29 protein-coding genes are annotated in these 24,894 nt (G+C 38.8%); 6 read left to right on the forward strand and 23 right to left on the reverse strand.

Features of this window, described 5'->3' with window-relative positions:
* Nucleotides 1-137: 137 nt before the first annotated feature.
* The gene (locus ACE199_RS06965; protein WP_483878198.1) at nt 138-3,065 is read right to left on the reverse strand and encodes a DNA translocase FtsK; all 2,928 of its coding nucleotides are present in this window, start codon (nt 3,063-3,065) and stop codon (nt 138-140) included.
* A 405-nt stretch (nt 3,066-3,470) separates the two neighbouring features.
* Here ACE199_RS06965 and ACE199_RS06970 point away from each other — a divergent pair, with 405 nt between their 5' ends.
* Nucleotides 3,471-3,887, forward strand: a complete 417-nt coding sequence (locus ACE199_RS06970; RefSeq protein WP_375349128.1) for a hypothetical protein — start codon at nt 3,471-3,473, stop codon at nt 3,885-3,887.
* 67 nt (nt 3,888-3,954) lie between these two features.
* Here ACE199_RS06970 and ACE199_RS06975 read toward each other — a convergent pair whose 3' ends face one another.
* From ACE199_RS06975 to ACE199_RS06990, 4 genes are all read right to left on the reverse strand, one after another.
* Nucleotides 3,955-4,752, reverse strand: coding sequence for a DUF1444 domain-containing protein (locus ACE199_RS06975; RefSeq protein ID WP_375349180.1), 798 nt, complete (start codon nt 4,750-4,752; stop codon nt 3,955-3,957).
* A gap of 86 nt (nt 4,753-4,838) precedes the next feature.
* Nucleotides 4,839-5,150, reverse strand: coding sequence for a thioredoxin family protein (locus ACE199_RS06980; RefSeq protein ID WP_119116892.1), 312 nt, complete (start codon nt 5,148-5,150; stop codon nt 4,839-4,841).
* Between the two features lie 58 nt (nt 5,151-5,208).
* Nucleotides 5,209-5,727: a DUF84 family protein gene (locus ACE199_RS06985; protein WP_375349129.1), complete on the reverse strand. Its 519-nt coding sequence runs from the start codon at nt 5,725-5,727 to the stop codon at nt 5,209-5,211.
* Nucleotides 5,728-5,746: 19 nt separating this feature from the next.
* Nucleotides 5,747-6,820, reverse strand: a complete 1,074-nt coding sequence (locus tag ACE199_RS06990; RefSeq protein WP_375349131.1) for a M42 family metallopeptidase — start codon at nt 6,818-6,820, stop codon at nt 5,747-5,749.
* 168 nt (nt 6,821-6,988) lie between these two features.
* Here ACE199_RS06990 and ACE199_RS06995 point away from each other — a divergent pair, with 168 nt between their 5' ends.
* Complete coding sequence (locus ACE199_RS06995; protein WP_375349132.1) at nt 6,989-7,309, forward strand: hypothetical protein; 321 nt, start codon at nt 6,989-6,991, stop codon at nt 7,307-7,309.
* A gap of 156 nt (nt 7,310-7,465) precedes the next feature.
* On the opposite strand, the gene ACE199_RS07000 is transcribed toward ACE199_RS06995, so the two are convergent.
* Nucleotides 7,466-8,314 (reverse strand): YtnP family quorum-quenching lactonase, encoded by an 849-nt coding sequence (locus ACE199_RS07000; protein WP_375349133.1) that lies wholly within the window; start codon nt 8,312-8,314, stop codon nt 7,466-7,468.
* A 94-nt stretch (nt 8,315-8,408) separates the two neighbouring features.
* The gene (gene trmB, locus ACE199_RS07005) at nt 8,409-9,047 is read right to left on the reverse strand and encodes a tRNA (guanosine(46)-N7)-methyltransferase TrmB (protein WP_127761680.1); all 639 of its coding nucleotides are present in this window, start codon (nt 9,045-9,047) and stop codon (nt 8,409-8,411) included.
* Between the two features lie 204 nt (nt 9,048-9,251).
* Between trmB and ACE199_RS07010 the strand changes: the two genes are divergently transcribed.
* Complete coding sequence (locus tag ACE199_RS07010; RefSeq protein WP_127761681.1) at nt 9,252-9,530, forward strand: YtzH-like family protein; 279 nt, start codon at nt 9,252-9,254, stop codon at nt 9,528-9,530.
* 1 nt (nt 9,531) lies between these two features.
* Here the strand turns inward: ACE199_RS07010 and ACE199_RS07015 are convergent, their stop codons facing one another.
* The 10 genes from ACE199_RS07015 to ACE199_RS07060 all read right to left on the reverse strand — a co-directional run bounded on the left by ACE199_RS07015 (nt 9,532) and on the right by ACE199_RS07060 (nt 17,922).
* The gene (locus ACE199_RS07015) at nt 9,532-10,311 is read right to left on the reverse strand and encodes a phosphotransferase (protein ID WP_375349134.1); all 780 of its coding nucleotides are present in this window, start codon (nt 10,309-10,311) and stop codon (nt 9,532-9,534) included.
* Between the two features lie 270 nt (nt 10,312-10,581).
* Nucleotides 10,582-11,571, reverse strand: coding sequence for an NERD domain-containing protein (locus ACE199_RS07020; RefSeq protein ID WP_375349135.1), 990 nt, complete (start codon nt 11,569-11,571; stop codon nt 10,582-10,584).
* A 17-nt stretch (nt 11,572-11,588) separates the two neighbouring features.
* Nucleotides 11,589-12,146, reverse strand: coding sequence for an RNA 2',3'-cyclic phosphodiesterase (gene thpR, locus ACE199_RS07025; protein WP_375349136.1), 558 nt, complete (start codon nt 12,144-12,146; stop codon nt 11,589-11,591).
* 304 nt (nt 12,147-12,450) lie between these two features.
* On the reverse strand, nt 12,451-13,308 hold the full coding sequence (gene dat / locus ACE199_RS07030) for a D-amino-acid transaminase (RefSeq protein WP_375349137.1): 858 nt from the start codon (nt 13,306-13,308) through the stop codon (nt 12,451-12,453).
* Between the two features lie 15 nt (nt 13,309-13,323).
* Nucleotides 13,324-14,733, reverse strand: coding sequence for a dipeptidase PepV (gene pepV, locus ACE199_RS07035; protein ID WP_375349138.1), 1,410 nt, complete (start codon nt 14,731-14,733; stop codon nt 13,324-13,326).
* Nucleotides 14,734-14,863: 130 nt separating this feature from the next.
* A complete protein-coding gene (locus tag ACE199_RS07040) occupies nt 14,864-15,349 on the reverse strand; it encodes a DedA family protein (RefSeq protein WP_375349181.1) in 486 nt (161 codons plus the stop codon).
* A gap of 182 nt (nt 15,350-15,531) precedes the next feature.
* Entirely contained in the window at nt 15,532-16,080 is a 549-nt protein-coding gene (gene lepB / locus ACE199_RS07045; protein ID WP_127761687.1) for a signal peptidase I, read from the reverse strand.
* Between the two features lie 155 nt (nt 16,081-16,235).
* The gene (locus ACE199_RS07050; RefSeq protein ID WP_127761688.1) at nt 16,236-16,544 is read right to left on the reverse strand and encodes a hypothetical protein; all 309 of its coding nucleotides are present in this window, start codon (nt 16,542-16,544) and stop codon (nt 16,236-16,238) included.
* Between the two features lie 85 nt (nt 16,545-16,629).
* On the reverse strand, nt 16,630-17,334 hold the full coding sequence (locus ACE199_RS07055; RefSeq protein WP_375349140.1) for a DsbA family oxidoreductase: 705 nt from the start codon (nt 17,332-17,334) through the stop codon (nt 16,630-16,632).
* A 135-nt stretch (nt 17,335-17,469) separates the two neighbouring features.
* Nucleotides 17,470-17,922: an RrF2 family transcriptional regulator gene (locus ACE199_RS07060; protein WP_252291260.1), complete on the reverse strand. Its 453-nt coding sequence runs from the start codon at nt 17,920-17,922 to the stop codon at nt 17,470-17,472.
* 497 nt (nt 17,923-18,419) lie between these two features.
* Here ACE199_RS07060 and ACE199_RS07065 point away from each other — a divergent pair, with 497 nt between their 5' ends.
* Nucleotides 18,420-18,641 (forward strand): DeoR family transcriptional regulator, encoded by a 222-nt coding sequence (locus tag ACE199_RS07065; RefSeq protein WP_119116910.1) that lies wholly within the window; start codon nt 18,420-18,422, stop codon nt 18,639-18,641.
* 76 nt (nt 18,642-18,717) lie between these two features.
* Here the strand turns inward: ACE199_RS07065 and ACE199_RS07070 are convergent, their stop codons facing one another.
* Both ACE199_RS07070 and ACE199_RS07075 read right to left on the reverse strand, forming a co-directional pair.
* Nucleotides 18,718-19,431 (reverse strand): pseudouridine synthase, encoded by a 714-nt coding sequence (locus tag ACE199_RS07070; RefSeq protein ID WP_375349182.1) that lies wholly within the window; start codon nt 19,429-19,431, stop codon nt 18,718-18,720.
* Nucleotides 19,432-19,630: 199 nt separating this feature from the next.
* Nucleotides 19,631-21,238 (reverse strand): putative polysaccharide biosynthesis protein, encoded by a 1,608-nt coding sequence (locus tag ACE199_RS07075; RefSeq protein WP_375349141.1) that lies wholly within the window; start codon nt 21,236-21,238, stop codon nt 19,631-19,633.
* Nucleotides 21,239-21,466: 228 nt separating this feature from the next.
* Between ACE199_RS07075 and ACE199_RS07080 the strand changes: the two genes are divergently transcribed.
* Entirely contained in the window at nt 21,467-22,735 is a 1,269-nt protein-coding gene (locus ACE199_RS07080) for a BaiN/RdsA family NAD(P)/FAD-dependent oxidoreductase (RefSeq protein ID WP_375349143.1), read from the forward strand.
* A 98-nt stretch (nt 22,736-22,833) separates the two neighbouring features.
* Nucleotides 22,834-22,956: a DUF4023 family protein gene (locus ACE199_RS07085; protein ID WP_375349144.1), complete on the forward strand. Its 123-nt coding sequence runs from the start codon at nt 22,834-22,836 to the stop codon at nt 22,954-22,956.
* Nucleotides 22,957-23,030: 74 nt separating this feature from the next.
* On the opposite strand, the gene ACE199_RS07090 is transcribed toward ACE199_RS07085, so the two are convergent.
* The 4 genes from ACE199_RS07090 to ACE199_RS07105 all read right to left on the reverse strand — a co-directional run bounded on the left by ACE199_RS07090 (nt 23,031) and on the right by ACE199_RS07105 (nt 24,764).
* Nucleotides 23,031-23,510 carry a GyrI-like domain-containing protein gene (locus ACE199_RS07090; RefSeq protein WP_375349145.1) on the reverse strand — a complete coding sequence of 160 codons (480 nt, stop codon included), beginning with the start codon at nt 23,508-23,510 and terminating at the stop codon, nt 23,031-23,033.
* 163 nt (nt 23,511-23,673) lie between these two features.
* Entirely contained in the window at nt 23,674-24,018 is a 345-nt protein-coding gene (locus ACE199_RS07095) for an MGMT family protein (RefSeq protein ID WP_375349146.1), read from the reverse strand.
* Between the two features lie 184 nt (nt 24,019-24,202).
* Nucleotides 24,203-24,388 (reverse strand): sporulation protein Cse60, encoded by a 186-nt coding sequence (locus ACE199_RS07100; protein WP_119116917.1) that lies wholly within the window; start codon nt 24,386-24,388, stop codon nt 24,203-24,205.
* Nucleotides 24,389-24,452: 64 nt separating this feature from the next.
* Nucleotides 24,453-24,764, reverse strand: a complete 312-nt coding sequence (locus ACE199_RS07105) for a rhodanese-like domain-containing protein (protein WP_127761696.1) — start codon at nt 24,762-24,764, stop codon at nt 24,453-24,455.
* Between the last annotated feature and the right edge of the window lie 130 nt (nt 24,765-24,894).

The following is a 24,894-nucleotide window of genomic DNA, read 5'->3' on the forward strand; positions in this document are numbered from 1 at the left end:
ATCAACAAATCAATATTATATCACTTTTTTCTTCATTCAACCATGTCAGCCAGATGGTATTTCAACATGACTTTGGCTTTTCTTGATAATTATCCCTTATTCGATTTCTTATTATATACAATTAAAGCCCTATAGGTTCAATGATTCGTTGAATTCTCATCAAGCAAAAACTCTAATTCTTCCTCAGAAATCAATACTTCGCGAGGCTTACTTCCTCTTGATTCAGAAATAATTCCTTGCTGCTCCATCATCTCTACCAACCTTGCAGCTCTGTTATATCCTACACGAAAACGTCGTTGAATGCTTGAGGCTGAAGCAGCATGTTGGCTTACAACAAACTCGCATGCTTCTAAAAATAATTCATCTGTGTCTTCTGTCACTTGAGCCCGACTTAATAAATCTTCCTGCTCAAATAAATAGTTCGGTTGTTGTTCATTTTTAACATGGTTCACAACTTGATCAATTTCATCATCACTGACGAATGTACCTTGCAAGCGCACTGTTTTCGATGATCCATTTTCAGCAAATAACATATCGCCGCGACCAAGCAGCTTTTCTGCACCGCCACTATCAATAATCGTGCGCGAGTCTACTTGTGAAGATACAGAAAAGGCAACCCTAGTTGGAATATTGGCCTTAATTAATCCAGTAATGACATCCACTGATGGGCGCTGTGTAGCGACAATTAAATGAATGCCGCAAGCACGCGCTTTTTGAGCAATTCGACAAATTGCTTCCTCCACATCTGCCGGAGACATCATCATGAGGTCAGCTAATTCATCGATAATAATGACGATATATGGCAGCTTGTTCGAATATTGGCGGGCAAGTTCAGCTTGTTCATTAAACTTCGTAATATCTCGAACACCTGCATGTACAAATAATTCATAGCGGCGCTCCATCTCCTCAACCGCCCATTTTAAAGCCGCTGTTGCCGCTTTAACATCCGTAATAACAGGACTAACTAAATGAGGAATTCGATTATAAGGAGCAAGCTCAACCATCTTAGGGTCAATTAACATTAATTTTAACTCCTGAGGTGTCGCTTTATATAAAAGACTAACGAGCATCGTATTGATGCATACACTTTTTCCTGATCCCGTTTGCCCTGCAATTAAACCGTGCGGCATTTTACGCAAATCGGTTACAATCGGTTGACCAGCAATATCAAGCCCCATCACAACGGCCAATGGAGACGGGTGATTTTGGAACACATCACTTTCTAATACTTCGCGTAAAAAAACCGGCTTACTTTTTCGATTTGGAATTTCAATCCCGATTGTATGCTTACCTGGAATAGGTGCCTCCATTCGCATATCTTGCGCAGCCAAACTTAATTTAATATCATCCATTAAGTTCGTTACTTTACTCACCTTCACACCAGGCTCTGGATACACCTCAAACTGCGTAACCGCTGGACCTTGCGTCACATTGACAACTTTGGCACGAACATTGAAGTTTTTCAATGTTTCGTTTAATAAAATCATTTGCTCTTCTAACCATTCGTCATCATTCTCCGTCATTGTTGAAGGTGTGAGCAATTCGATATCAGGAAACATATAGTACGGATTTTCTTCCATTTCTTCAGGTGAATCTGTTCCGATAGAAGTATCTGCTTGTTCAACATGTTCTGTTTCAACAATGTTTTCCACAATAGGTGCTGCTTCAACAACGGTGTCCGGCACTAGTTGGATAATCGGTGCCTCTTCTTCTGCACTCGCCGCCTCTGTTGCTTCCATCTTTGGCTTTTCTTCAATATCTGGCGTTGGGGAAGCTGTTTTCGGGGCAACACTTCTTGTAACTGGCACAACCTTTTTACCTGTTCCCTGATAACTTGGAAAGTTCATGCGCTTTTGATCTTGCTTTAGCATAACAACATTAAATGGAATATGTTTTTTTCGCGGTTGTTCCTTCTTTGTTTCCCCTACTCTCGTATCTGCAGCTGCCGGCTCAACTTTCTCCTCTGCAACAACAGCGGGTTGTACAGGCACGGGCGCCTCTTCCTCCATCACCGGCGGTTCTATCGATTCTTGTACGTTACTCTTTCGATAAACAGCGGGAATTTCCGACTCCCTCTCTAGGTGATTAGAAGATGCGGGCTCTACTCTCTCCTCTGCAACAACAACGGGTTGTACTTCCTCCCTCTCCTCTTCTTCCATCACTCGCGGTTCTATCGATTCTTCTGCATTGCTCTTTCGATAAACAGCGGGAATTTCCGACTCCTTCTCTAGGTGATTAGAAGATGTGGGCTCCGCTCTCTCCTCTGTAACAACAGCGGGTTGTATCACCTCAAGCGCCTCTTTTTCCATCACTGGTGGTTCTATCGATTCTTCTACATTACGCTTTCGATAAACAACGGGAATTTCCGACTCCTTCTTTAGTTGATTAGAAGATGCTGACTCTACTCTCTCCTCTACGACAACAGCGGGTTGTACAATCTCCCGCGTCTCTTTTTCTATCACTGGCGGTTTTATCGATTCTGCTGTGTTGCTCTTTCGATACAATACTGGAATTTCCGACTCCCTCTCTAATTGATAAGCAGAATCAGGTGTCGTTTCCAATTCGAATTCTACAACTTCCTCTTTCTGCCTTGCTTGCTTCTGCGGTCGATGGAACCCATAAATTGGAGAGGGGATTTCTGTCGGGCGAAATGGTTTCTTCGGTGTAACTACTTTTGATTCTGATTCATGATGAACTGGCCTTGTTGCTTTATCAGAAAACTTTTGGCTAGGTTTTTCTTGAACAGGGACTTTCTCTGACATTCGCGTCTCATCCTTCACGCGATTATTACGTATCTTTCTTTTCGGTAATGGCTCTTCATCAGGAATCAGCGGAAATTTAAATTGTCCTTTTGGATATTGATACAAAACTTTCGTATCCGGGTCATTCATCGATGTACTTTTACGCTGTAAAGTTTGTTTCTCTTGTATATGTTCTCTTGGAAGCTTAACCGCCTCTCGGTTCTTCACTTCATCAAAATCTGGCTCTTCATCTATGACAATTTCTTCTATCTCAACAGTCTCTTCTACTAAAAACCAATTTTTCATTTTTTTGAACCATTTCAAAATTTATCACTCTTTCTAGCTTATTATGAAGTTAATTCTACCAGTAATTTATAAAATATCGAGTAAAATTGTGTAGATTAGGAAATTGTATATATTTTTTCATAAGAATCTCCATGAAACTATTTCTATTATAGTAGTCCTAATCTATAATACGATATAAATAAGTATTTTTATACAACTAAGGAGGTTTTTACCATAAGGGAAAATTACGTAATTTTCACTATTGCTATTGTAGCAGGCTTATCATTCGGCTTTTTTCAAATTCAGCTTCATTACTTCGTCATCGTCTTTATTCCGTTCGTATTTTTAATTGGAATAATCAAGCTCTATCCATCCCTTTTTGCTAATAATATCGATCGAATTGAAAAATTTATCATTCGTAATAAAAAACAGCCTATCTATCAATTGACCTATGCATTGGCGAACCACCTAGATACGGAAGCAAAAGAAGCATACAACAAGATTATCCTAAAATATACCCATCCCACAAAATTAGCACAATTCAAAGTGCTATATGCACTGTACAGAAAAGATATAAAAACGGCTAAAACGGCTTTAAACGATGTAAAACCACCCGAGCTCAAACTATATTATGAGATACAAATTGCTTTAGAGGAAAATGACCTAGAAAAAAGCCGCCTGCTCATTCAAAGCGTAAAAAAGACATGGATGCAAAATGCTGTAGAAGCAGACATTCTTCACAAAGAAGGAAATTTAAAACAAGCTAGAATCTATGCGGAACAGTCCATCAAGAGAACAAGAGGCATTCAAAAGTATACGTTAGCCAAACACTTTGAACCTCTTTTAAACAAAGCTGCATAAAGTGAAACTTTCATTGAATAAAGAAACAAGACTGCTTTCGTCAATAAGCAGTCTTGTTTCTTCAGTATTATTCACGTTTTTTATTTTTTCCTAAGATGAAGATTGGCTCTAATTCGCCTTCTTCATATAAAAATGAAAGAGCCGTAATTGGTACATGTCCGCTTGCAAAGAAGCTCATCGCCATTTGGGCCAAAACATCGTAACCTGTTTCATTTTGCACATCCGCAATAATAATGACATCTTGATGAGGAATAGCCAGTGCCATCGTTCCTTGAATGTTTTCCTTCATCTCACGAAGCCAAGCGTCATTCACAATGCGGCTTGCGTCGTACCCATCATTTGTATTTAAGAAATAAAACGTATTACCCGCAACCGTATCAGTTTTAACCTCGGTTGAAAGTGAACGTACGTTAAAACGGGCGACTTCACGAATTCGCTCGGCTTGCCACTGTTCACGCTCTAACATGCGTTCATCGATTAGACGATACGTATTGCCTAAATCAAGTGCATAGAACACGCGTGTCTCCGCTGTGTGCTCATCGAATAGAAAAGAATTTCCTTCTTCTGCTTCGGTCGGGAAAGATGTCGAACGAATAACAGGAAATATCGATTTTTCCTGTCCAGCCATTCGATGTTCTTCCCCCATAACTTGCAACGCTTCCTCTACATAATAAGCGACTTCTTCAACAGCCTTCTCTTGTACCAACTCGTAATTCGCAATGACTCTCGGTAATTCAATGGTGATTCCTTTACCCGTTTTCACATTCTCAATTCGTAATGTATCCTGTTGACTATTAAATTGAAACGTGCGACTTTCATCTGCTAATCGTTCCTTTAATAAGTTCGTTAATTTCTTGCTGGTCATTTTCATGTTTAAGTCCTCCTTTGCAGAAAAAATGAGAAGGGACCCCCTAGTTAAGAAAGGGCCCCTCCATTGATGGAAGTTTCACATTATAAACCTTGAATGAAATCCTCAATTTCTTGTTGTGTTTTACGGTCCTTGCTTACAAAGCGTCCTAATTCTTTTCCATTTTCATAAGCGATAAAACTTGGAATACCAAACACATCGTTTGCAGCGCACACATCAATGAATTGATCGCGATCTACATGAATGAACGTAAACTCAGGAAACTTCGCTTCAATTTCAGGTAGGATTGGCTCGATTACGCGGCAGTCTCCGCACCAATCTGCTGAGAAAAGAAAAATATGTTTCCCTTCATTTTTTAATGTCTCATATTGTTCTTCTGATTGTAATTGTTGCATGTTGTCATCCTCCACTTTCATAATGTCATAAGTATGATTATATCAAACTATGCACGCTTCAACCATTGATATACAGTCTCTGATGATATTCATATTGTCCAAGCAGCATGCTCATGATATGTTCGAACATTTTCACTCGCGTCATCCGCTCATTTGTAAACACACCAATGGCCCCTTCTTTTTTACGAATATTCGCTTTTTGAGTAAAATCATCCATCACAGGACCAAGCTCTTCCCCCTGTTCTAACCGTTTCGCTACAACATCAGGTAAAACGATACGCGCTCCACCTGCAACCCAAACTCCACCGTCTCTAGTTGTCATTGCTCCCCAATTACAAAGGAATAAGCCCTGCTTCGTTTGCACGACTCCCCCTTCAAGACCAATGCCAATCTCTGCATCGCTATGCTGCAAACAATTTTTCGCGCGATTGACGGCACCTTCAATGGTTTCTTCATCTGAAAATGGTTGAGCAGACACACCGCTTTCTACTGATAAAGAAAGCACCTCTGCTTCCGAAAACACCTTCATCACAGCTTCGACTTTCGCTGGATTCTTACTACCTACAGCTACTCTCATGTTGACACACCATCTTTTCTTATCCGTTATTCTTAATTGTTTCAAATGTTGTTTTATCACATGCACGCACTAATTTTCCAATTAATTCGCGTGCGGCTGCATAGTCATCTACATGCATAATTGAAGCATGCGTATGGATATAGCGCGCACAGATGCCGATTACCGAACTTGGAATACCTTCATTGGCAATATGTACTTTACCAGCATCTGTTCCACCTTGAGATACATAGTATTGATATGGAATATTATGCGTTTCCGCTGTATCCAAAATAAATTCTCTCATTCCTCGATGTGTAACCATCGTTCGGTCAAAAATGCGCAATAATGCACCTTTGCCCAGTTGACCAAATTCCTTTTTATTTCCTGAAGCATCATTGGCTGGACTAGCATCTAATGCAAAGAATATGTCAGGCTTAATAAGTGAGGCTGCTGTTTGCGCTCCTCGTAAGCCAACTTCCTCTTGAACCGTAGCCCCTGAATAAAGAGTGTTCGGTAATGTTTCCCCTTGTAAATCTTTTAACAATTCAATAGCTAATCCGCAGCCATAGCGATTATCCCACGCTTTAGCAAGAATTTTCTTCTTATTAGCAAGCGGAGTAAATGGACAGATTGGGACAATTTGTTGTCCGGGTTTAATGCCAATTTGTTTAGCATCTTCTTTATCATCCGCACCAATATCAATTAACATATTTTTAATATCCATTGGTTTAGCACGAAGCTTCTCATCTAACAAATGTGGGGGAACCGAACCAATGACTCCAATTACCGGTCCGTTATCCGTAATAATTTGAACGCGTTGCGCCATCAGCACTTGGCTCCACCAACCGCCTAATGTCTGAAAACGAATCATACCATTATCCGTAATAGACGTAACCATAAAGCCAACTTCGTCCATATGGCCTGCTACAAGAACAGTTGGACCATCTGCATTTCCTTTTTTCAAGCCGAAAATACTTCCAAGACGATCTTGAACAATTTCATCTGCATATTTTTTAAGCTCACTACGCATAAAAGCACGAACAGCATGCTCATTCCCTGAAGTACCAGGCAATTCTGTTAACGTTTTAAATAGAGATAAAGTTTCATCATTCATTTTGATTTCCCCTTAACTTACGATTTTCTTTCCTACTCTATATTCTACAGAAATTTTTAGGAAGTTACCATCAGACTCACTTGGAGAAAACTTCAAATTATTAGGCAACCTTTCCATTCTTCTGTATACTAGAAAGTAAGAAATAAAAAGGACATTGGAGGAGACACAATGAATTGGAAAAGCTTTTTATTAGGTGCTGCAGCTGGATTCGCTGCTGGAATCATCACAAAAGAATTACTTGGTCCATCTGGACATGCTTCTCCAGAAAAAGTACTAGCGGATGTTAAAGAAAAATTGAAGAAAAGCGGTCAAATTTACGGTTCATGGATTGTAATGAAGCCTGAAACATATGTAAAAAACGAAGTGGAATACGAAGTATATAACGGTGGAATTACACGGAGCATCGATGACAAACGTGAGCAATTCGAATTTATTGCGGATGCTAAAACCGGAACATTATTGGAATTGAATGTACGAGCTGCCGATTAATTTTGTTTGAAAGACTGATATTAAATCAGTCTTTTCAATATTTATGTACTACACTACTTTTCGTGCGCAATTCGAGATTAACGCACAAACCTAAACAAGCCATGCACTATATGCACAGCTTGTTCTTTCTTCACACTTATGGAAGTTTCACTTCATTTACTCTCGTATCCGTTTTACTTCAGCAACAATCTCTTTTCCCGTTTGATCCCACTTTAGCGCACGATAATACGCATCATGATAGAAGCTATACCATACGTTATTCGCTAAACCATATTGCATCCATTTTTCTTTAGCTGCAATCGATGTCATTGGATAATCGTCATATGCCATAACCCAAAGCACATTAGAATGGGCATGTGTAGGCATAATATCAGCCATATGAATAAGCTGTTCTCCTCCATTTTCAATGACAATAATCGAATGCCCATCGCTATGGCCGCCCGTATGAATCATTTTTACCCCTTCTGTAATCTCCTGTTCTGTATTAAACGGGCGAACTTGAGTAGCAATCGCTTCCCAATTTTCACGCCAATATGTACTTTTAGAGCGAATATTCGGGTTTCTCATTTCATCCCATTCAATTTGTGAGGTAATAATTTGAGCCTTCTCAAATACAGATACTGGCTGATCATTCACAAGCTTCGTTAAGCCGCATACATGATCAAAATGTAAATGTGTCATTAAAATGTAATCGATTTCACTTGGGGCAATGCCCAGCTTGGCCAAATCTTCAACGACCTTAGATTCTTCTGTTATACCATAATTACGCTTTTGTTTATCCGTGAATTTTTCACTGCCAATTCCAGCATCAATCAGCATCTTTAAGCCATTTGCTTGCACAAGAATTGGATCTGTTCTCAGTTCAATTTGATTGTTTTCATTTGATGGATATTTTCTAATCCATAATGGTTTAGGTACCACGCCAAACATCGCACCGCCATCTAAATTCGTAACCCCGCCATTTAACCAAGTCAAAGTAATTTCGCCAATTTGTAAAGTTTCCATTATACCCCTCCTTATCAACAGTTTAACATTAATATTTCAAAAAAATAACAATTTTCCACAAAAAAAGACATCTTACTAGATGCCTTTTAATGGATTATTGAAATCTTGCTTCTAATCGATAAATTCGATCGCCTTTGCTTGAGAATTTCTCTTCATATTCCGTCATAATATTTCCTTCAAAATCACTGTTATGCAAATCTAGGCTAATAAATGTAAGCAGCATACCATATTCTGATATACTCATTAACGAAGACTCAAACAATCCTTGATTATCCGTTTTGAAATGAATCTCACCTTGATTTGGCAAAATATCCTCATAAATGCTAAGGAAGGTTTTATATGTTAAACGGCGCTTGGCATGGCGTTTTTTCGGCCATGGATCGGAAAAGTTTAAGTAAACACGATTGACTTCTCCTTTGTCAAAGTAATCCCGTAAATTTACAGCATCTATATTCATCAACTTTAAGTTCGGTAATTCATTTTCAATTAATAAATCTAATGCTGTAACAATGACACTTGTAAAGACCTCAATTCCAATGAAATTGACATTAGGATGAGCTTTTGCCATTTCTGTCATAAAACGACCTTTTCCTGTTCCTACTTCGATATAAATCGGATTGTTATTTCCAAATACTTCTTGCCATTTTCCTTTATGGCTTTCCGGCTGCTGAATCACATATTGCGGAAAATCTTTTAAACGCTCTTCAGCCCATGGTTTATGTCTTACACGCATGATGACACCCCTATAATTCATAAATTTCATTCATAACCTAATATAACTCAACAATTATCCGTACAAGCGGGCAGCTTCTATCTTTTTTGCTCGTATAAAACGTTCGAGAACACGTACTATAAGAGAGAAAGGCCCTATAAAACACATGATTCATTTTGAATTTATTTAAACTAAGCTCCTACCCTAAGAAACGAAGGTGAATATATGCCATTATCTCACGAACATCAACTTTCATTACTAACAGATATTCTCAGTAACCACAAAACTGATTGCTGCGGGTCCGTTTCTGAATGTGAACAAGTCAAGAGACTTGCCGCAGCTTTGCTCGGCAATCAACACATCGATAGTCATGTCAAAACCATATTGACTGATATTTATACCTACAGTCAAAATGGAATAAATACAAACAATTTAGAAGAACATATTACCTCACATCAAGACAGTTTAACTCAGTGGGTTGATGACATTCATCAATTCAGTTAGTTTAACTCGCTAAAATATTAGCGAGTTTTTTAATCAGCTGATCTCTTTCTTCTATTCGACTTTTCGTATCATGCCATTTAATCGACAATAGCGCTTGTGAAGTGGTATGCCATTTCATTCTCATTTCCAAACATGCATCTAACGTTTTTCCATAACGCTCTAGCCACTGCCCCCATTGTGAACGCGGCACATAAGAATACAAAAGCATACCTAAATCAATCGCTGGATCAGCAATAACAGCTTCATCCCAATCAATTAAGAATAATTCATCATTTTCTGTAATTAACCAATTGTTATGATTGACATCACAATGACAAACAACCCATTCATCACATTCAATCAATAAAAGATGGTTTCTCAGAAAAAGAATGCCTTCCTCAATAATTGACATTTGCGCTAATTCTGTAGTTAGTTCTGTAGTAATTTGTGTAAGTATACTCTCAGGTCTTAAAGGAGATTTTCCAAGCCGCTTTAGCATGCTTAGTAACGGAGCTGACTGATGAATCTTTTGCAGCATCTCCGCTACACGATTATCATTCATTTCCCGTTGAGACAATTCTCTGCCTGGAAGCCACTGCTGAGCCGTAATTACATCTCCATTCTCAAGGCGTCTTGTCCACATTAACTTGGGAACAATCCCCTCAGCTGATAACACAGCAAGAAATGGCGATGAATTACGTTTCAGGAAAAGTTTTTGATCATCTTTAACAGCAATGAACGCTTCTCCTGTAGCTCCTCCAGCAGGAGAGATTTCCCACTCCTGACCTAATAAATGTTCCAACTGGTTCACCTTCAATTTCCTCGCTTAATAGACAAGCATAAGTGCCGTTCAGCCACACAAGACTGGGCGCTAGAGCTAAACATCTGTATTCATTATTTCTACGTATATAAACATACATAATGTATGCATTAATCACCAATAAAAAATAGCTATTGAGCAATTTTACAATAGCCATAAAATAAATTTTAGTTGAAACCTTGTTTCCTCGTCAAGTAGTATACACAGATTCCCCTTAGAAAACATGCTGATTCATTAAATTACCATCATAACTTACGAAGTTTGATTATCCTCAATCTGCTCGCTATCCTCTACTTGCCATTCCATTCTTTTCGCTGATGTTGTTTGACAATACTCCAATAACGCCTGTGCACCTTTTAGTTGCTGATGCTTCAAAGGAGCAGATCCTTTACGAATTTTTTCAAACCAATCTGGAAAACTTCGCTTATCAATAATCTCTGTACCATACGGGGCAAGCGGATAATCAATGTAGCCATTACGTGAGAGAACGACCTTCTTAATCGGTAGTGTCACTTCATATAGCTGAAAAAGCTGCGATACAATGTTCTCCATTCGATTAGCTGAAATCATTGGATTTAGCACTTTTTTATTTGGATACTTATGGTGTCTGCGTAACCAGAACTTTCCACTAGAGCCGGCAAACGCAGCATCTTCTTCCGCTTCTAAAAACGTAATACACCAAGCATCGGTCGGCGAAATGACAATGATGTCCACCTCGACAGGAGCATTCTTCAATCGAAATACCGGCTTGTACATGACAAGAAATGTATCAGGGAATCTTTGTAAAAAGAAGCGCAGTTTCTCATCTAAAAAGAAGGAAGAATCGACAAATGATTTTTCATGAATCGTTGAGCTGCCCCACTTCATCTGAAAGCGAAGCAATTGATTCAAAAAGGTTTGCTTTAAGTCCGCTAAACTCCCTATATCAGCAGGAATATGTAAGGAGAAAATATTATCTTCTCTTTTTGGAACCTCAGTTTCTACTTTGACTTCTTCCTCCTTATTTCGGCGGAACATTCCTTTTACCTTTTTGAAAATGCCTTTTTTCTCCTCTTCGTATGCATTTTCAATCAAGTCCGCTTCATAGGACGGGCTGAATAATTGCTCTAATTCCCCGTCTTGATACGCGGCTTTTAACTTATCCCATTGTTGTTTTTTTAATCTGATAAACTGTGACGGATATCGATAAATATCCTGCTCATAGCGCGATACATAATCTTGCAATTTTATGAGCTGTGCCATCTACATTACCACCAGTCTTATTGTAATTGTATGGAACAAATCGGTTCATACGATGGCGATGCTCCGATATGTGTTTGATACAGTGTAATCGCTGAAGCTAAAAAGCTCTTTGACTCTAATCCTGTTAAAGACGAAGCTTGCTGGAGTGAAAAAGCTTCCTCCCCATTATATTTTCGCGCCAATGTAATATGCGGCTTAAACGGTTTAGGATCAAGAGAAAAACCCGTTTCTAGACAGGCTTGATACACCTTTTTTTGAACATCAAACAACCTTTGTTCAAACTCTACGCCTGCCCATAAAATACGCGGATAATCGTCTCTCCCAAACGTTCCTATCTCATCCAGAATTAACGGAAAAGCTGCTTCCTTTTCTAACGTTCGTTTCACATGGGCTGCTGCTTCGTTTCGCATCGATTCTGAAGCATGTCCCAAAAAAGCCATCGTAATATGATAATCGGCAGGATGAAGCCATTTCTTAAATGGAAATGCCGTTTTAAGTTGTTCAATTCGACCATATAGCTCTTTTTTTAGTTCATCCGGCAACGTTAAAGCAAAGAAAAAGTGAGTATTCGCCATGCTAAACGCATCCCTTCTAAAATCTTTTATATTTTAACATACCATCAAATCTTTTATAGATGTTTCATGTAACGAAATTAGAACTGATATAATGTTCTTATACAAAGTTCCATACTAGCTTTTACTTTATGTATCCTATTTATAGGGTTGCTAACTAAAGAAATATTTATTTAGAAATCGACCACATCGATTAAAAATAAAAAAGGCGATATTGATTAAACTTTTGTACTACATATGTGCTTTTCCCCTTCACACCCAGAACATAAAAAAACTCCTGCCACATTTGGACAAGAGTTTCATTCCATCACGCTTTAAGTATACCACATTGTCTTTCAATTTCTTCCCGGAAATAGACTTGCAATTGTCTCGTAATTGGACCTGTTTGTCCATCGTTGATAATCTTCCCGTCAATGCTGACAATCGGAGTCACTTCCACACCTGTACTTGTGTACAGAACTTCATCTGCTGCCAGCATATCGGCTATAGAAAATGCCTCTTCTACAACTGGGATTCCATTTGCCTGACAAAGCTGCAGCATCACTTGACGAGTAATTCCATTCAAAATCAAATTGTTCGCTGGATGTGTTTTCAGCGTACCATCAACAATAATAGAAACATTGGATGAACTTCCTTCTGTTACTATTCCATCGCGATGCAGTACTGCCTCCGCACACCCTGCTTCCACAGCTTCTTGCTTAGCCAAAATATTACCGAGTAAATTCAAGCTTTTAATATTGCAGCGTAACCAACGCACGTCATCTGTTAGTAAAGCTTTCACACCAGGCTTCACTTCTCCAGCGTATGGTATTTCCTTCGTATAAGCGACAAAAACAGGCTCCACCTCTTCAGTTGGAAAAGCATGATTTCGCGGTGACGCCCCTCTCGTTAATTGCATATACACAATCCCAAATGTCAGCCCGTCTTTCACAATCAATGCCTCTAATTTTGCCTTTAACTCATCTAGTGTAAACGGCACTTTTATACGAATAAACTTAGCACTCTCAAACAAGCGCTTTAAATGCATCTCACTTGCGAATAACCGACCATTATAAACACGAATTACTTCATACACGCCATCTCCAAATTGATAACCGCGGTCCTCCACATCAATTTGTACAGCAGAACGAGTTATTAACTCGCCATTAAAAATTAAATTCCCCATCTTTGTCTATTCTCCTTATCTTGCTAATTCATAAATTGCGTGCGCATAGATGGCCGCTGCCTTTAACATATCTTCAATTTCAATATACTCATCTTTTTGATGCGCGATATCTTCGCTCCCTGGGAACAACGGCCCAAATGCTACCCCTGCCTTCAGCGAACGAGCATATGTGCCGCCGCCGATGGATAGCAGCTCCGCTTTTTCTCCTGTCTCTTCCTCATATACTTTTTGTAATGTTTGAACTAAGAAACTATCTTGGTCTACATGATGCGGCATAGAGTTTGAAAAAGATTCAACACGCCATTGAAACTTCAATAGTTTCGCTGTTAATGTCTCTTTTCCTTTTTCCCAATCAAATGTAACAGGATAACGCATCGTAAAACCAATACTGCTGTCTTTACCTTTTGAATAAATAAATTTACCAGCATTAATCGTTAAATCACCAGTGATTTCATCATGGTATGCTATACCTAGTTTATTGCCACGCGAATCTTCAAACAGATAGTCACGAACAAATGTAAAATAAGTTTTCGCGTGTTCATCCACTTGTAAATCCGCTAAAAAGGAAGCTAGAAACAGCCCTGCATTCACACCATTTTTAGGCTCCATTCCATGAGCAGACACACCTTCAAGTTCAAATGTAATCTGGTTTTGCTTAATCTCACTCTTTCCTGTTAATGAATGCTTATGTAAAAATAATTCGTAATCCTGTTTCAGTCTGGTCGTTTGCACCGTCTCAACTGTTGCAATCGCATAATCCGGAACCATATTCATACGTCTGCCCGATGAAAATTCAATCACGTTGACCGCTGCTTTTTCTACATGTATCGCTGGAGGCTGTACGATTGCAAAATCCCATATGCCTTTTTCGGCATAGATGATGGGAAAATCCGCATCCGGTGCAAAGCCAAGTGTCGGCATTTCTTCTACTTCAAAATAACGGTCCACACAGCGCCAATCAGATTCTTCATCCGTTCCAATAATCATCCGAACCCGTTTATTTAATGGTAAATCTAGCTCTTTAATTACTTTCATCGCATAATAAGCAGCCATCGTCGGTCCTTTATCATCAATGGCACCGCGAGCATATATTTTACCCTCTCTAATTTCCGCTCCATATGGATCAGAGCTCCAGCCATCTCCCTCTGGTACAACATCAACGTGGCATAAAATCCCTAACAGTTCTTCACCCTGTCCCATTTCAATATGGCCCGCCACATGGTCCACTTCTTTGACTGTAAAACCATCTTTTGCTCCTAAATCAAGCATATAATCAAGAGCTGCTTTGACCCCTATACCTAATGGAGCCGTTTCAGTTGCAGCATTCTCATCTAATACACTTTTGATTTGTAATAATTGTTGAGTATCTGTTAATAAATCTTGCTTACGTATTTCGATTTCGTTTTGCCAATTAATCTTATCCAAAAGTCGACACTCCTCACTTTGATTTCGCTTTTATTTTAGCATAACGCTTCTGTCTCGACTCACTATTCCCTTTTTTAAGAATTATTAAAACAAAAACAATACCGCTCTCTTTTAAACAAGAGCAGTATTGTTAAGCTAACACACCTATAAAATAACCAAAACCTATAAAAAAAGAACACCAACTAAACGCACCAACACAAGCAAAAAGGAGGTATTTACGTTGATTCATGCCACTCATCCCAGAAAAATAGCTTGCAAGATGGCGTATCCCCGGAATAAAATAAGCAATCAATAATGTCCACGGACCATAGCGAAGAAACCAACGTTCCGTCCGCTTTAATCGTGCCGGCGTTAGTCGAAGCCATTTTCCATACTTATCTAAAAACGGCCTGCCAATTTTCCGTCCAATATAATAGCTAACGAGCATCCCTGTCATAGAGCCAAGAAAACTAACGAGAAGTGCTCCTTGGCAATTCAATACTGAAATAGAGGATAAGTAACCGACAAATGTCATCATCACTTCATCCGGTATCGGTAGTCCAATAATACCAAGTGCCAGTAATCCATAAATTGCAAAATACCCATGTTGAGAGATTAATTGCTGTACTACATCCATCATTTGCCCTCATTCCGTTACAAGACGTGCTTCAATACCATTCTACCTTAAAACCCATTATGAAAAATAGGTAATAATTAGATTTTATATGCAGCAGGACAAAAGAAACATATTTAAAAGGCTATATGGTACTCAGTTTGAACCAAAAAAAGACACCTCAATCAAATGAAGTGTCTCTAACATTATTTCACAAATTTAATTTCATCCACTGGCCAGTACACAAAATTTGCTTTACCAACAATTTCGTCAACTGAGACTGTACCAATTTCACGGCTATCTAAGCTATTACGGCGATTGTCTCCCATTAAAAATAGTTTACCTTCAGGCACCGTTGTACCACCAGTAATCTCTTCAAGAGTAAAATTTTCTGTTAATAGCTCGCCGCCCAATTCTGCCTTATATTCGTCTAAATATGGTTCTTTATAAGCTTTACCGTTAATATACAATGTATCTTCTTTATATTCGATGTGATCTCCCGGCAGACCGATTACACGCTTAATATAATCACGCTCTTCCGTTGCATGGAACACGACGACATCGAACCGATCGATATTTTCAATATCGGTACCAAACTTATTCAAAATAATTCGTTCACGATCTAATAAAGTTGGCATCATCGATTCACCATCTACAACAATTGGCGCAAAAATATATGTACGGATAACAAAAGCCAAAATAATAGCAATGGCAATTGCTTTAACCCACGAAAATAATTCTTTAGCTTTTCCCAATCTATGTCCCTCTTTCTTCTAAAAAATTCTTTTAGTCATTATATCATAATCTAATCGATTTCATGCCACTATGAATACTATCAAAAATCCCTTTTATTAAAGAAACTGGTCGTAAGTAACCTCGCTATCTACTCACGACCAGTTCAATTGAGTAATCAATAGGATGATATATGATCGGTTGCAATTAGCAAAAGAATCATTAGGACATGTAAAAAAGCTACAACTCCATATACAGAGACTTTAAATTCAGGTATATAAAGCGCTAACGGGAGTAAAATCCATGTTGCCACTCCAAGTGCCCTAATTACGGTTCCAATTCTCTTCGCTAATAACTGTTCATTTCGAGGATGATAAAACTCGCCATATCCTGCAATAAACGAGACTTGTTGCTTTTTCCACACATACGTCCCTGTTCCGAATAAAAATAGGCCAACTATGAAGATAAATAATAACTTAAGAGCCATTACCTTCACATCCTTTTTCTTCCATTATAACTAATAGACGAAAAAAAAACGAATTTCCACTAGAGGAATTCGTTTTTTCGTTATGCTATTCAATATTACATGAACCATCCGAGCAAGCATTTGCATCAGTTGATTCGTTCACCATTTGAAGCGGCTGTTCCTCGGTCCACACTTTTTGCAATGTATCCAAAAAGACCTCTGTTGGCTGTGCTCCAGAAATACCATATTTCCGATTAATCACAAAGAATGGTACACCTCGCACCCCTAATAAACTTCCTTCTTGCTCATCCGTTCTCACTTCAGCTGTAAATTGATTGCCGGCTAACATCTCTGCTACTTCCGCTTGATCTAACCCAACTTCCGCCGCAAGTGCTGCCAATGTTTGATGATCACCTATATGCTTGCCTTCTGTAAAATAAGCTAAGAACAAACGCTCATTCACTTCTTTTTCCTTACCTTTTGTCGCAGCAAAATGCATGAAACGATGTGCATCAAACGTGTTCGTCAAAATCGTTCGCTCTAAATGATACTCTAATCCTTCTGCTTTCGCTTGTGCGGTTAAATTGTCATTGGAGGCCTTTACTTGCTGAGCAGTCATATTATATTTTTTCATTAACATCTCATCTTGACTCATTTTCGCGTCACGCTCAGCTTGTGGATCTAATTCGAAACTTTTGAAAACAACTTCTACTTGATCTCGATGAGGAAACTGCGTTAACGCCTTTTCAAATCGACGTTTTCCAATATAACAAAATGGACATTGATAATCCGACCATACTTCTACTTTCATGAGGAGCCCCCTTCATTTAATCTGATACTTTAAAAAGCACATTTTATTCAAAAGAAAATGCAATTAGCTTACACTAACTGCAATCATTCTAAGCGCATTATATCGATTCCAATCTTGAAAAGCAATTGATTGGTTTTAATTAAAACATTCTTGCTCACTATGACTAAAATCAATATTTTCCATAAACTGCTCTAATGTATATTTCTTTAATTTATTAATCATTTCGAATTCCGCTTCATTTAATAATTCTTCTAAAGCATGATCCAACTGCTTGCCAATTTCCCCACATTCAGGTGTATCAGAACAAATCAAACATTCCGGTCTAACGGCCTCATATACATCTCCCAATGTCAATTCATCGGCTGGAACCTTCAAACTATAACCGCCATCTCTTCCTTCCTTCGTATCAACGATTCCGGCAGCAGCAAGCTGAGCCAGCACCCGGCGCAAAAACGTAGCATGTGAATTCACTTGTGAAGCAATCTTGGCACTCGTCAATATCCGCCCGCTTTGTGCAAGCCAAACAAGTGAATGAATAGCAATCGCAAAACGAGGCGGTCCAATTTGCTGATTTCGATTTCCAGACATCCCTGTTCCCCCTTATTCCTCAACCTTCCCTTCTTACCATTATACTATTTTCATTTTTTCTGAACAAACGTCTCAGCCTTATCACTTCATTCCCATTCATAGCATCTATAACGTTCTGCCCTGTCATATCGTTTAGCATGCAAAAAACATATAATCATGCAATATTTTAGTGATTAAGGATATTACACGAAGAAAAGGTACTATTTACCACTATCTTTTTTTAAAAAAAGTGTATTAAATAAAGGTGAAACAGCATATACTTTTACCAAATAAATGACTAAATATCCAATATTTCGATAATTTCGAACTTTCGAGTAGAAATTATCCAAATATAGAGGTAATATTAAATAAAGGACATCTTATTGTTTCTGGAAGTTTCCGAGGAGTTGTAGGGTGGGTCCCAGCAAGATACATAGAGACAGCCTGAAGCTGTCCGACATATCGGTTGTTTTCATTTGTTCAAAAAAACCAATGAAAAATAATTAAGGAGTGATTGTTTGAAACCTTCAACAAATCGCATGTTAACCCGTATTAAATCCGTTTATATGTTTATCAATGACAACGGTACGGTATCTACTCAAGAGATTGTAGAAGAATTTGGTATCACTCCTCGAACAGTACAGCGCGATTTAAATGTCTTAGCTTACAATGACCTGGTTAAAAGCCCAAGCCGTGGCTTCTGGACAACAACTAACAAGAAGGTAAAGATGTCATCTTAAACAAAAATCGATCCACCCGAAAATCGATGTGTATTATATGGAATGAGGCCGACATATTGTCCGCCTCATTTTTTTGCTATTGACCGCTCTTCAAGCCCTCTAGCTCCTCATCCGTCAATTCCCGATACTGTCCAAGTTCAAGCTCCTCATCTAACTGCAAGCTTCCCATTGACAAGCGTTTTAAATAAATTACTCGCTTATCGACAGCTTCAAACATCCGCTTCACTTGATGAAACTTCCCTTCCGTAATCGTCAGTTCAATGTCAGATGTGGGTCCTGATTTTAAAATAACGAGCTCACCTGGCTTCGTTAAATAGCCATCATCCAGGGTCACACCTGCTCGAAACGCTTCAATATCCCGCTCTGTCACTTCTCCTTCAATTACTGCAAAATACGTCTTCGGTACATGCTTTTTCGGTGATAATAATTGGTGGGCCAACTGACCATCGTTTGTAATCAGCAATAGCCCTTCTGTATCTTTATCCAAACGTCCAACTGGAAACGGCTCATAGATGGAATCCTCAAGCCCCAATAAATCAATAACCGTTTCTTGATAATGGTCTTCCGTTGCCGACAATACACCGGGCGGCTTATTCATCATTAAGTACACAAATTCCTTGTACTCTATCTGCTCTCCGTGAACGGTTACAATGTCTTCCTCCGGCTTCACATGCAGCTTTGCATCCTTAACGATGGCTTCATTTACTTTCACTGCTCCAGATTTCAGCAATCCCTTTACTTCTTTTCTACTTCCGTATCCAATATTCGCTAGTAATTTGTCAATTCTCATATAATCTCCTTTTTCGATTCCATAAAGTGAAACTTCCATCAGCGGGGGCTTACTGCCCGTTAAGTGTGGGGGAAATTTCATACTAATATTCTCCGTCTAATAGGTTGATATCTACCTGCCAGTTTATACTTTTCATCTGATAATTTATATACTTTACCTGTAAAAAAATCAGAAAAAGCGGAGGAAGCTCCTCCACCTTCTATAATTTTAATCGTTTTTGTAAACGCTCGATTCGACTGCCAAATAATCGGTGAGCCAGCTTACTTTTTAAAGCAACGGCTGCGTAAAAAAGACCGCCAAAGCCAACACAAATCGCAACTATGACAATCGCCTGCCATCTGATTTCTACATCAAGGAACAACTGCAAGCCACTTTCTACAATCCAAACAATTAAAGCCATGCCAGCTGCGAAAACACTAATCAGTAGTATTCTACGTATAAGAAGATTATAGCGATAGCCCGTAAAATAGGAAATGAAAACTAAATTTAACACAACAGCTGCTAGGAAACCAAGAGTTGTAGCATAAATTGAACCCTTCGTTTCAAACCATTGAATCAATGGAATGTTCAAGCTCAGCTTAACCAAAAAGCCAACAAGCAGGCTTAATATGGTAAACTTTTGCTCGTTAATTCCTTGTAAAATAGCGGCTGTTACTGAAAATAATGCAAAGAGAATGGCTGTTGGTGCATACGCTTGAAGTACCTCTGTACCTAGTGGGTTATGACTATAAAAAGCTGAATAAATCGGATCCGCTAACACAGACATCCCCACAACAGCTGGAATCGTCAAAAATAATAAAATCTGAAACGATTGATCAAGCTGATACTTAAACAGATTGTGATCCCCACTGATATAAGCCTTTGTTACCGATGGCACAAGCGCCATGGAAAAACCAGTTGCAAGCGTCATTGGAATAATGACAAGCTTTTGAGCATACACATTCAAAATCCCTAATGCATCTTCAGAGATATTATCTAAACCAATAGAAACCATAGCTCGGTTAAATGTCAAAGAATCCACTTGTTGAAATAAAGGCATAGCAATCCCTACAAACACAAACGGAATCGATGATAATAAAATCTCCTTATAAATTTGTACAAGTGAAATATGAACCGTTCCTTTATCTTGTGACAGTAACTGATCTAATTTCGGCTTTCGTTTTTTCCAGTGCCACAAAAGCACAGCCAGACCGCCAACAGCCCCAACTGTTGCTGCAAATGTCGCGATACTAATAGCTGTCACCAATTCGCCGTCCATAATCTTTAGCACAACATATACACCTGCTAAAAGGAAAACAATCCGAACAATCTGCTCTACTACCATGGAAACGGCAGAGGGTTCCATCTCTTCATGTCCTTGCAAAAATCCACGGATAATGCTCATAAACGGAACAATAATAAGTGCAAAACTAACAGCACGAATGACGGCCGTTGTATCTTCAACCGGCAACGGGTTCTCCCCAACCGTAACAAATCCCGCATAGAACGGAGCCATTGAATATAATATCAAGAATGAAAGAAAACCAGTTATCATCATTAAAAGTAAACTGGATTTAAATAGCTTTCTACCTACAGCATATTCTTCTAACGCATTATATTTAGAAATAAACTTCGAAACAGCAAGGGGCATCCCCGCTGTCGCAAAACTAAGAAAAATGGAATACGGAACATATCCATATTGGTACAATGTAGCCCCTTTGTTGCCAACCATCGCTTCAAACGGGATTAAATAAAACAATCCCAAAACTTTTGATAAAATTGAACCAAGCGTTAATATAAAAGCTCCTTTTAAGAACTTAGACGACATATAATCCCATCCTGCCTGTATCAGTTACATTGAGAAACTCATCGATATTCTAACAAAGCTAAACATTTCTCTATACTTGCCGATATAAAGAGTTTGTCTCAAAACAAAAACTACTCTTCAGTTTACCTTTTTCTAACACAATACTCAATCTAATTTACTCGTTATTTTCTACATTTACAAAAATGCTTTATAATAGGAAGAATGAAAATGAAGAAGTGGTGATAACTATTGAAATATGACGTAATTGTAATTGGCGGCGGCCCTTCCGGATTAATGGCAGCCATTGCCGCTGGTGAAAAAGGAGCTCGTGTACTTTTAGTCGATAAAGGCGAAAAGCTTGGCCGCAAGCTTGCCATCTCTGGTGGCGGGCGTTGCAACGTTACCAACCGTTTATCGATTGATGAAATTATTCAGCATATTCCCGGCAATGGACGCTTTCTATACAGTGCCTTCTCAGAATTTAACAACGAAGACATTATTCAATTTTTTGAAAAGCTAGGTGTACAACTGAAAGAAGAAGATCATGGACGCATGTTTCCAGTAAACGATAAAGCACAAAGCGTTGTCGATGCACTGTTAACTCGCCTGAATCAACTTAACGTCACTATCTATAAAAACGCCCCTGTTGCCGATGTCCTTTATGACGAGGGTCATACAGCAGGTATACAGCTAAAAGATGGACAAACATTCGAGGCGAATGCTCTTGTCATTGCTGTCGGAGGTAAATCTGTGCCGCACACAGGTTCTACGGGCGATGGTTACGCTTGGGCTAAAAAAGCGGGACATACCATTACTGAGTTATTCCCTACAGAGGTTCCCGTCTTAAGCAATGAGCCGTTCATCAAGGCTAAAACGTTGCAAGGTCTCTCGTTACGAGATATATCTCTTAGCGTGCTTAATCCAAAAGGAAAACCATTAATCACGCACCGTATGGATATGATTTTCACCCACTTTGGCATCTCCGGTCCAGCCGTGCTGCGCTGCAGTCAATTTGTTGTCAAAGCGATGAAAAAATGGAATCTGCATGAAGTGACAATGCAGTTGGATGTTCTTCCCGACCAAAATAAAGAAGAAGTATTTCAAATGCTCATGAAAGAAATTAAAGCTGAGCCGAAGAAAGCAATTAAAAATACGTTAAAAGGTCTTGTACCTGAACGTTACTTACATTTCTTATTAGAACGCAGCGGCATCGATCTTCAAGAGCAAGGAGCTATGCTCTCTCACGAAAAAATCCGCCGTTTAGCGGAATTATGTAAAGACTTTCGCTTTACTGTAAATGGGACACAACCGCTCGAAAAAGCTTTCGTTACAGGTGGTGGTGTATCTGTTAAAGAAATCCATCCGAAAGAAATGGCCTCCAAATTGATGGATGGACTTTACTTCTGCGGTGAAATTTTAGATATACATGGCTACACAGGCGGCTACAATATTACATCCGCACTTGTTACAGGCAGACTCGCTGGGATGAACGCAGCTGCTTTCTCTAAAAATAGGTAAGGAGCAGGTGTCTCTGCCTATTTTTATTTGATGTGAATATATTCTTCTCAAATGATGATATTAACAGAGAACGAACCTTATTTGAGGAGGAAGCAATCATGGTAAACTCAGAGAATTTTGTAGAAAGAATTCAAGAGCAACAACAAAAACAAGAAAAAAATAAACAGCACCAAGGCAACGGAAATCCCGGCAAGAAAAAGCCGAATAAAACGCATAAATAACGAAAAACTCGTAAAGGCTGTTCAAACGAACAGCCTTTTATATGTCCAAAGATACATCCCTACTGACGGAAGTTTTATTTGATTGCCACCCAAATTTCATTATAAGAATTTGCACGATAGAGATCAGAATCTATATATGCTTCAAATGGTGGAATGTTAGCAGGTTCATACCCGTTAGAGCGGAACCATTCTGAACCAATTTGTTTCCACGTATTAATCATGGCGGTTGGAATGGGTCCTCGTACTTCAAAAACAACCCATTTGGATGCCGGTAATTCAAAACACAATAATTCAGTTGGCACTTCACCACTGTGTTCTGCAGCAATCCAGTAGTCAATCTTATTCTTCTCTTCATTAAAATTTTCCGTAATACCCAATAAGCCTTTAATTTGTCCATTGTTTAATTGAGACAATTGAGAAACCGTTCCATTTTCATGAGCTTCACCCCAGAAATTTGGAATGTCTGGAATTCCGCCCCCCTCTGCTGTACACAAACATTCTCGCTTCACGCCCACTACTTGAAAAGCAGCTCTTTCAACAATGTGATATTTCATTAATTCCGCTCCTTTCAGATTTGCTTGTCTAGTAAATGTTGTTCCATGTAGTCTATTGCCTGTTGCAATGATTCAACCAATGCGATATCGCTCACTCCTTACTTACTTTTAACAATGCTATTTCCTAAAACCCTATCATTTTGTGCTCGTTAAAGACAGGGGACTAGTCTATATCAAACGAATCCAGAACTGAATCGCAATCAATACAAGGATGGTATCGATACTTCACAAGATCTATTTTATCATTTTGAATTTGAACGCCCTCCTGTTCAAGCTTCATTTTTTGAACAAAGCTTAACTCCTCATTTTTAATGCCTATTTCCCCTTTCGCATTAATGACACGGTGCCAAGGGAGCTCATATTTGTGACTGCTTGAATGTAAAATTCGCACAACTTGTCTAGCTCCTCTGGGACTTCCAGCCAGCTTAGCAATTTGCCCATAGGTCATAACGTTTCCAGGTGGAATTTGTTGAATAACTCGAATAACTCGCTCTGTAAACTTTTCCATATTTTCCACTCCTTAAAATGCAGCTATGATAAGATGTTGTATAGAAAATACAATAAAGCGGGACAAATCAACGTATCGATTGGCGCTTATTGGTTCACAATCGAATGTCTCATTTTTGTTGATAGTACCTTAGTTTTTTCAAGCAGACAACATAAAGAGCTGCCTCCGCACTGAGACAGCTCCATCATTTTTTCTTATAAACAATCATTGCACTAAAGCAGTAGATTTGTTCATCTTCCTCTTCAGCATTCATAGCCACATTATATTTAATATCGACAATTTGACTGTCCCGAATGTTGACGAGAAAAGCGTTCATTTCTTCTTCTAAATCCTTTTCATGCTCCGTATCAAACAACTTCACTTGAATCATCGGCGTCTTCCCTGCCTTTGTTTTTTAAAACAGGGTTCCCCATTTCAGGACATGTTATACCTTATTATTTAAAAACGACTTCTCCTGTCCATTCAAGCATACCGCCAGTCATATTCACGACTTTAAAGCCTTGTTCTTGTAAGTAATGACAAACATTTTCGCTGCGGCGTCCTGAACGACAAACGAAGATATATTCTTTTTCTTTATCGAATTGATCGAGATTCGCTGGAATTTCGTTCATCGGGATATGTTTTGCTTCACCAATCATCCCCATTTGCACTTCTTCATCTTCACGTACATCAACGATTTCTAATTGTTCCCCCGCTTCAAGCTTAGCTTCTAATTCCGCTGGAGTAATACTTTTAATTTCTGACATCCTAGCACCTCATTCATAAGTTTTCTCTATTTCATTATAACTATTGAATATAGTAAGGTAAAATTTCACCTCAGAAATTATTTTTTATCATACAAGAGCATATACTCCTACTAGAAAAGGAGGGGTCATA

It is taken from the genome of Peribacillus sp. Hz7 (assembly GCF_042136355.1).
Classification (GTDB): domain Bacteria; phylum Bacillota; class Bacilli; order Bacillales; family DSM-1321; genus Peribacillus; species Peribacillus asahii_A.

Bases quoted from the DNA above. Each gene is read 5' to 3' on its own strand.
- ACE199_RS07000 (WP_375349133.1), bottom strand. From the start codon at position 8,314: ATGGAAACTTTACAAATTGGCGAAATTACTTTGACTTGGTTAAATGGC.
- ACE199_RS06980 (WP_119116892.1), bottom strand. From the start codon at position 5,150: ATGCAACAATTACAATCAGAAGAACAATATGAGACATTAAAAAATGAA.
- ACE199_RS07105 (WP_127761696.1), bottom strand. From the start codon at position 24,764: ATGTCAGAAATTAAAAGTATTACTCCAGCGGAATTAGAAGCTAAGCTT.
- ACE199_RS07100 (WP_119116917.1), bottom strand. From the start codon at position 24,388: ATGATTCAAGTGAAGTTGTTTGATACGGAGCATGAAAAGGATTTAGAA.
- ACE199_RS07055 (WP_375349140.1), bottom strand. From the start codon at position 17,334: ATGAAAGTAGAAGTATGGTCGGATTATCAATGTCCATTTTGTTATATT.
- ACE199_RS06975 (WP_375349180.1), bottom strand. From the start codon at position 4,752: ATGACCAGCAAGAAATTAACGAACTTATTAAAGGAACGATTAGCAGAT.
- ACE199_RS07010 (WP_127761681.1), top strand. From the start codon at position 9,252: ATGCCATTATCTCACGAACATCAACTTTCATTACTAACAGATATTCTC.
- dat (WP_375349137.1), bottom strand. From the start codon at position 13,308: ATGGGGAATTTAATTTTTAATGGCGAGTTAATAACTCGTTCTGCTGTA.
- ACE199_RS06995 (WP_375349132.1), top strand. From the start codon at position 6,989: ATGAATTGGAAAAGCTTTTTATTAGGTGCTGCAGCTGGATTCGCTGCT.
- ACE199_RS07075 (WP_375349141.1), bottom strand. From the start codon at position 21,238: ATGTCGTCTAAGTTCTTAAAAGGAGCTTTTATATTAACGCTTGGTTCA.
- ACE199_RS07070 (WP_375349182.1), bottom strand. From the start codon at position 19,431: ATGAGAATTGACAAATTACTAGCGAATATTGGATACGGAAGTAGAAAA.
- ACE199_RS06985 (WP_375349129.1), bottom strand. From the start codon at position 5,727: ATGAGAGTAGCTGTAGGTAGTAAGAATCCAGCGAAAGTCGAAGCTGTG.
- trmB (WP_127761680.1), bottom strand. From the start codon at position 9,047: ATGCGTGTAAGACATAAACCATGGGCTGAAGAGCGTTTAAAAGATTTT.
- ACE199_RS07050 (WP_127761688.1), bottom strand. From the start codon at position 16,544: ATGGCTCTTAAGTTATTATTTATCTTCATAGTTGGCCTATTTTTATTC.
- ACE199_RS06990 (WP_375349131.1), bottom strand. From the start codon at position 6,820: ATGAATGATGAAACTTTATCTCTATTTAAAACGTTAACAGAATTGCCT.
- ACE199_RS07060 (WP_252291260.1), bottom strand. From the start codon at position 17,922: ATGTCTGGAAATCGAAATCAGCAAATTGGACCGCCTCGTTTTGCGATT.
- ACE199_RS07090 (WP_375349145.1), bottom strand. From the start codon at position 23,510: ATGAAATATCACATTGTTGAAAGAGCTGCTTTTCAAGTAGTGGGCGTG.
- thpR (WP_375349136.1), bottom strand. From the start codon at position 12,146: ATGGCGAATACTCACTTTTTCTTTGCTTTAACGTTGCCGGATGAACTA.
- ACE199_RS07095 (WP_375349146.1), bottom strand. From the start codon at position 24,018: ATGGAAAAGTTTACAGAGCGAGTTATTCGAGTTATTCAACAAATTCCA.
- ACE199_RS07040 (WP_375349181.1), bottom strand. From the start codon at position 15,349: ATGGATGTAGTACAGCAATTAATCTCTCAACATGGGTATTTTGCAATT.
- ACE199_RS07020 (WP_375349135.1), bottom strand. From the start codon at position 11,571: ATGGCACAGCTCATAAAATTGCAAGATTATGTATCGCGCTATGAGCAG.
- ACE199_RS07085 (WP_375349144.1), top strand. From the start codon at position 22,834: ATGGTAAACTCAGAGAATTTTGTAGAAAGAATTCAAGAGCAACAACAA.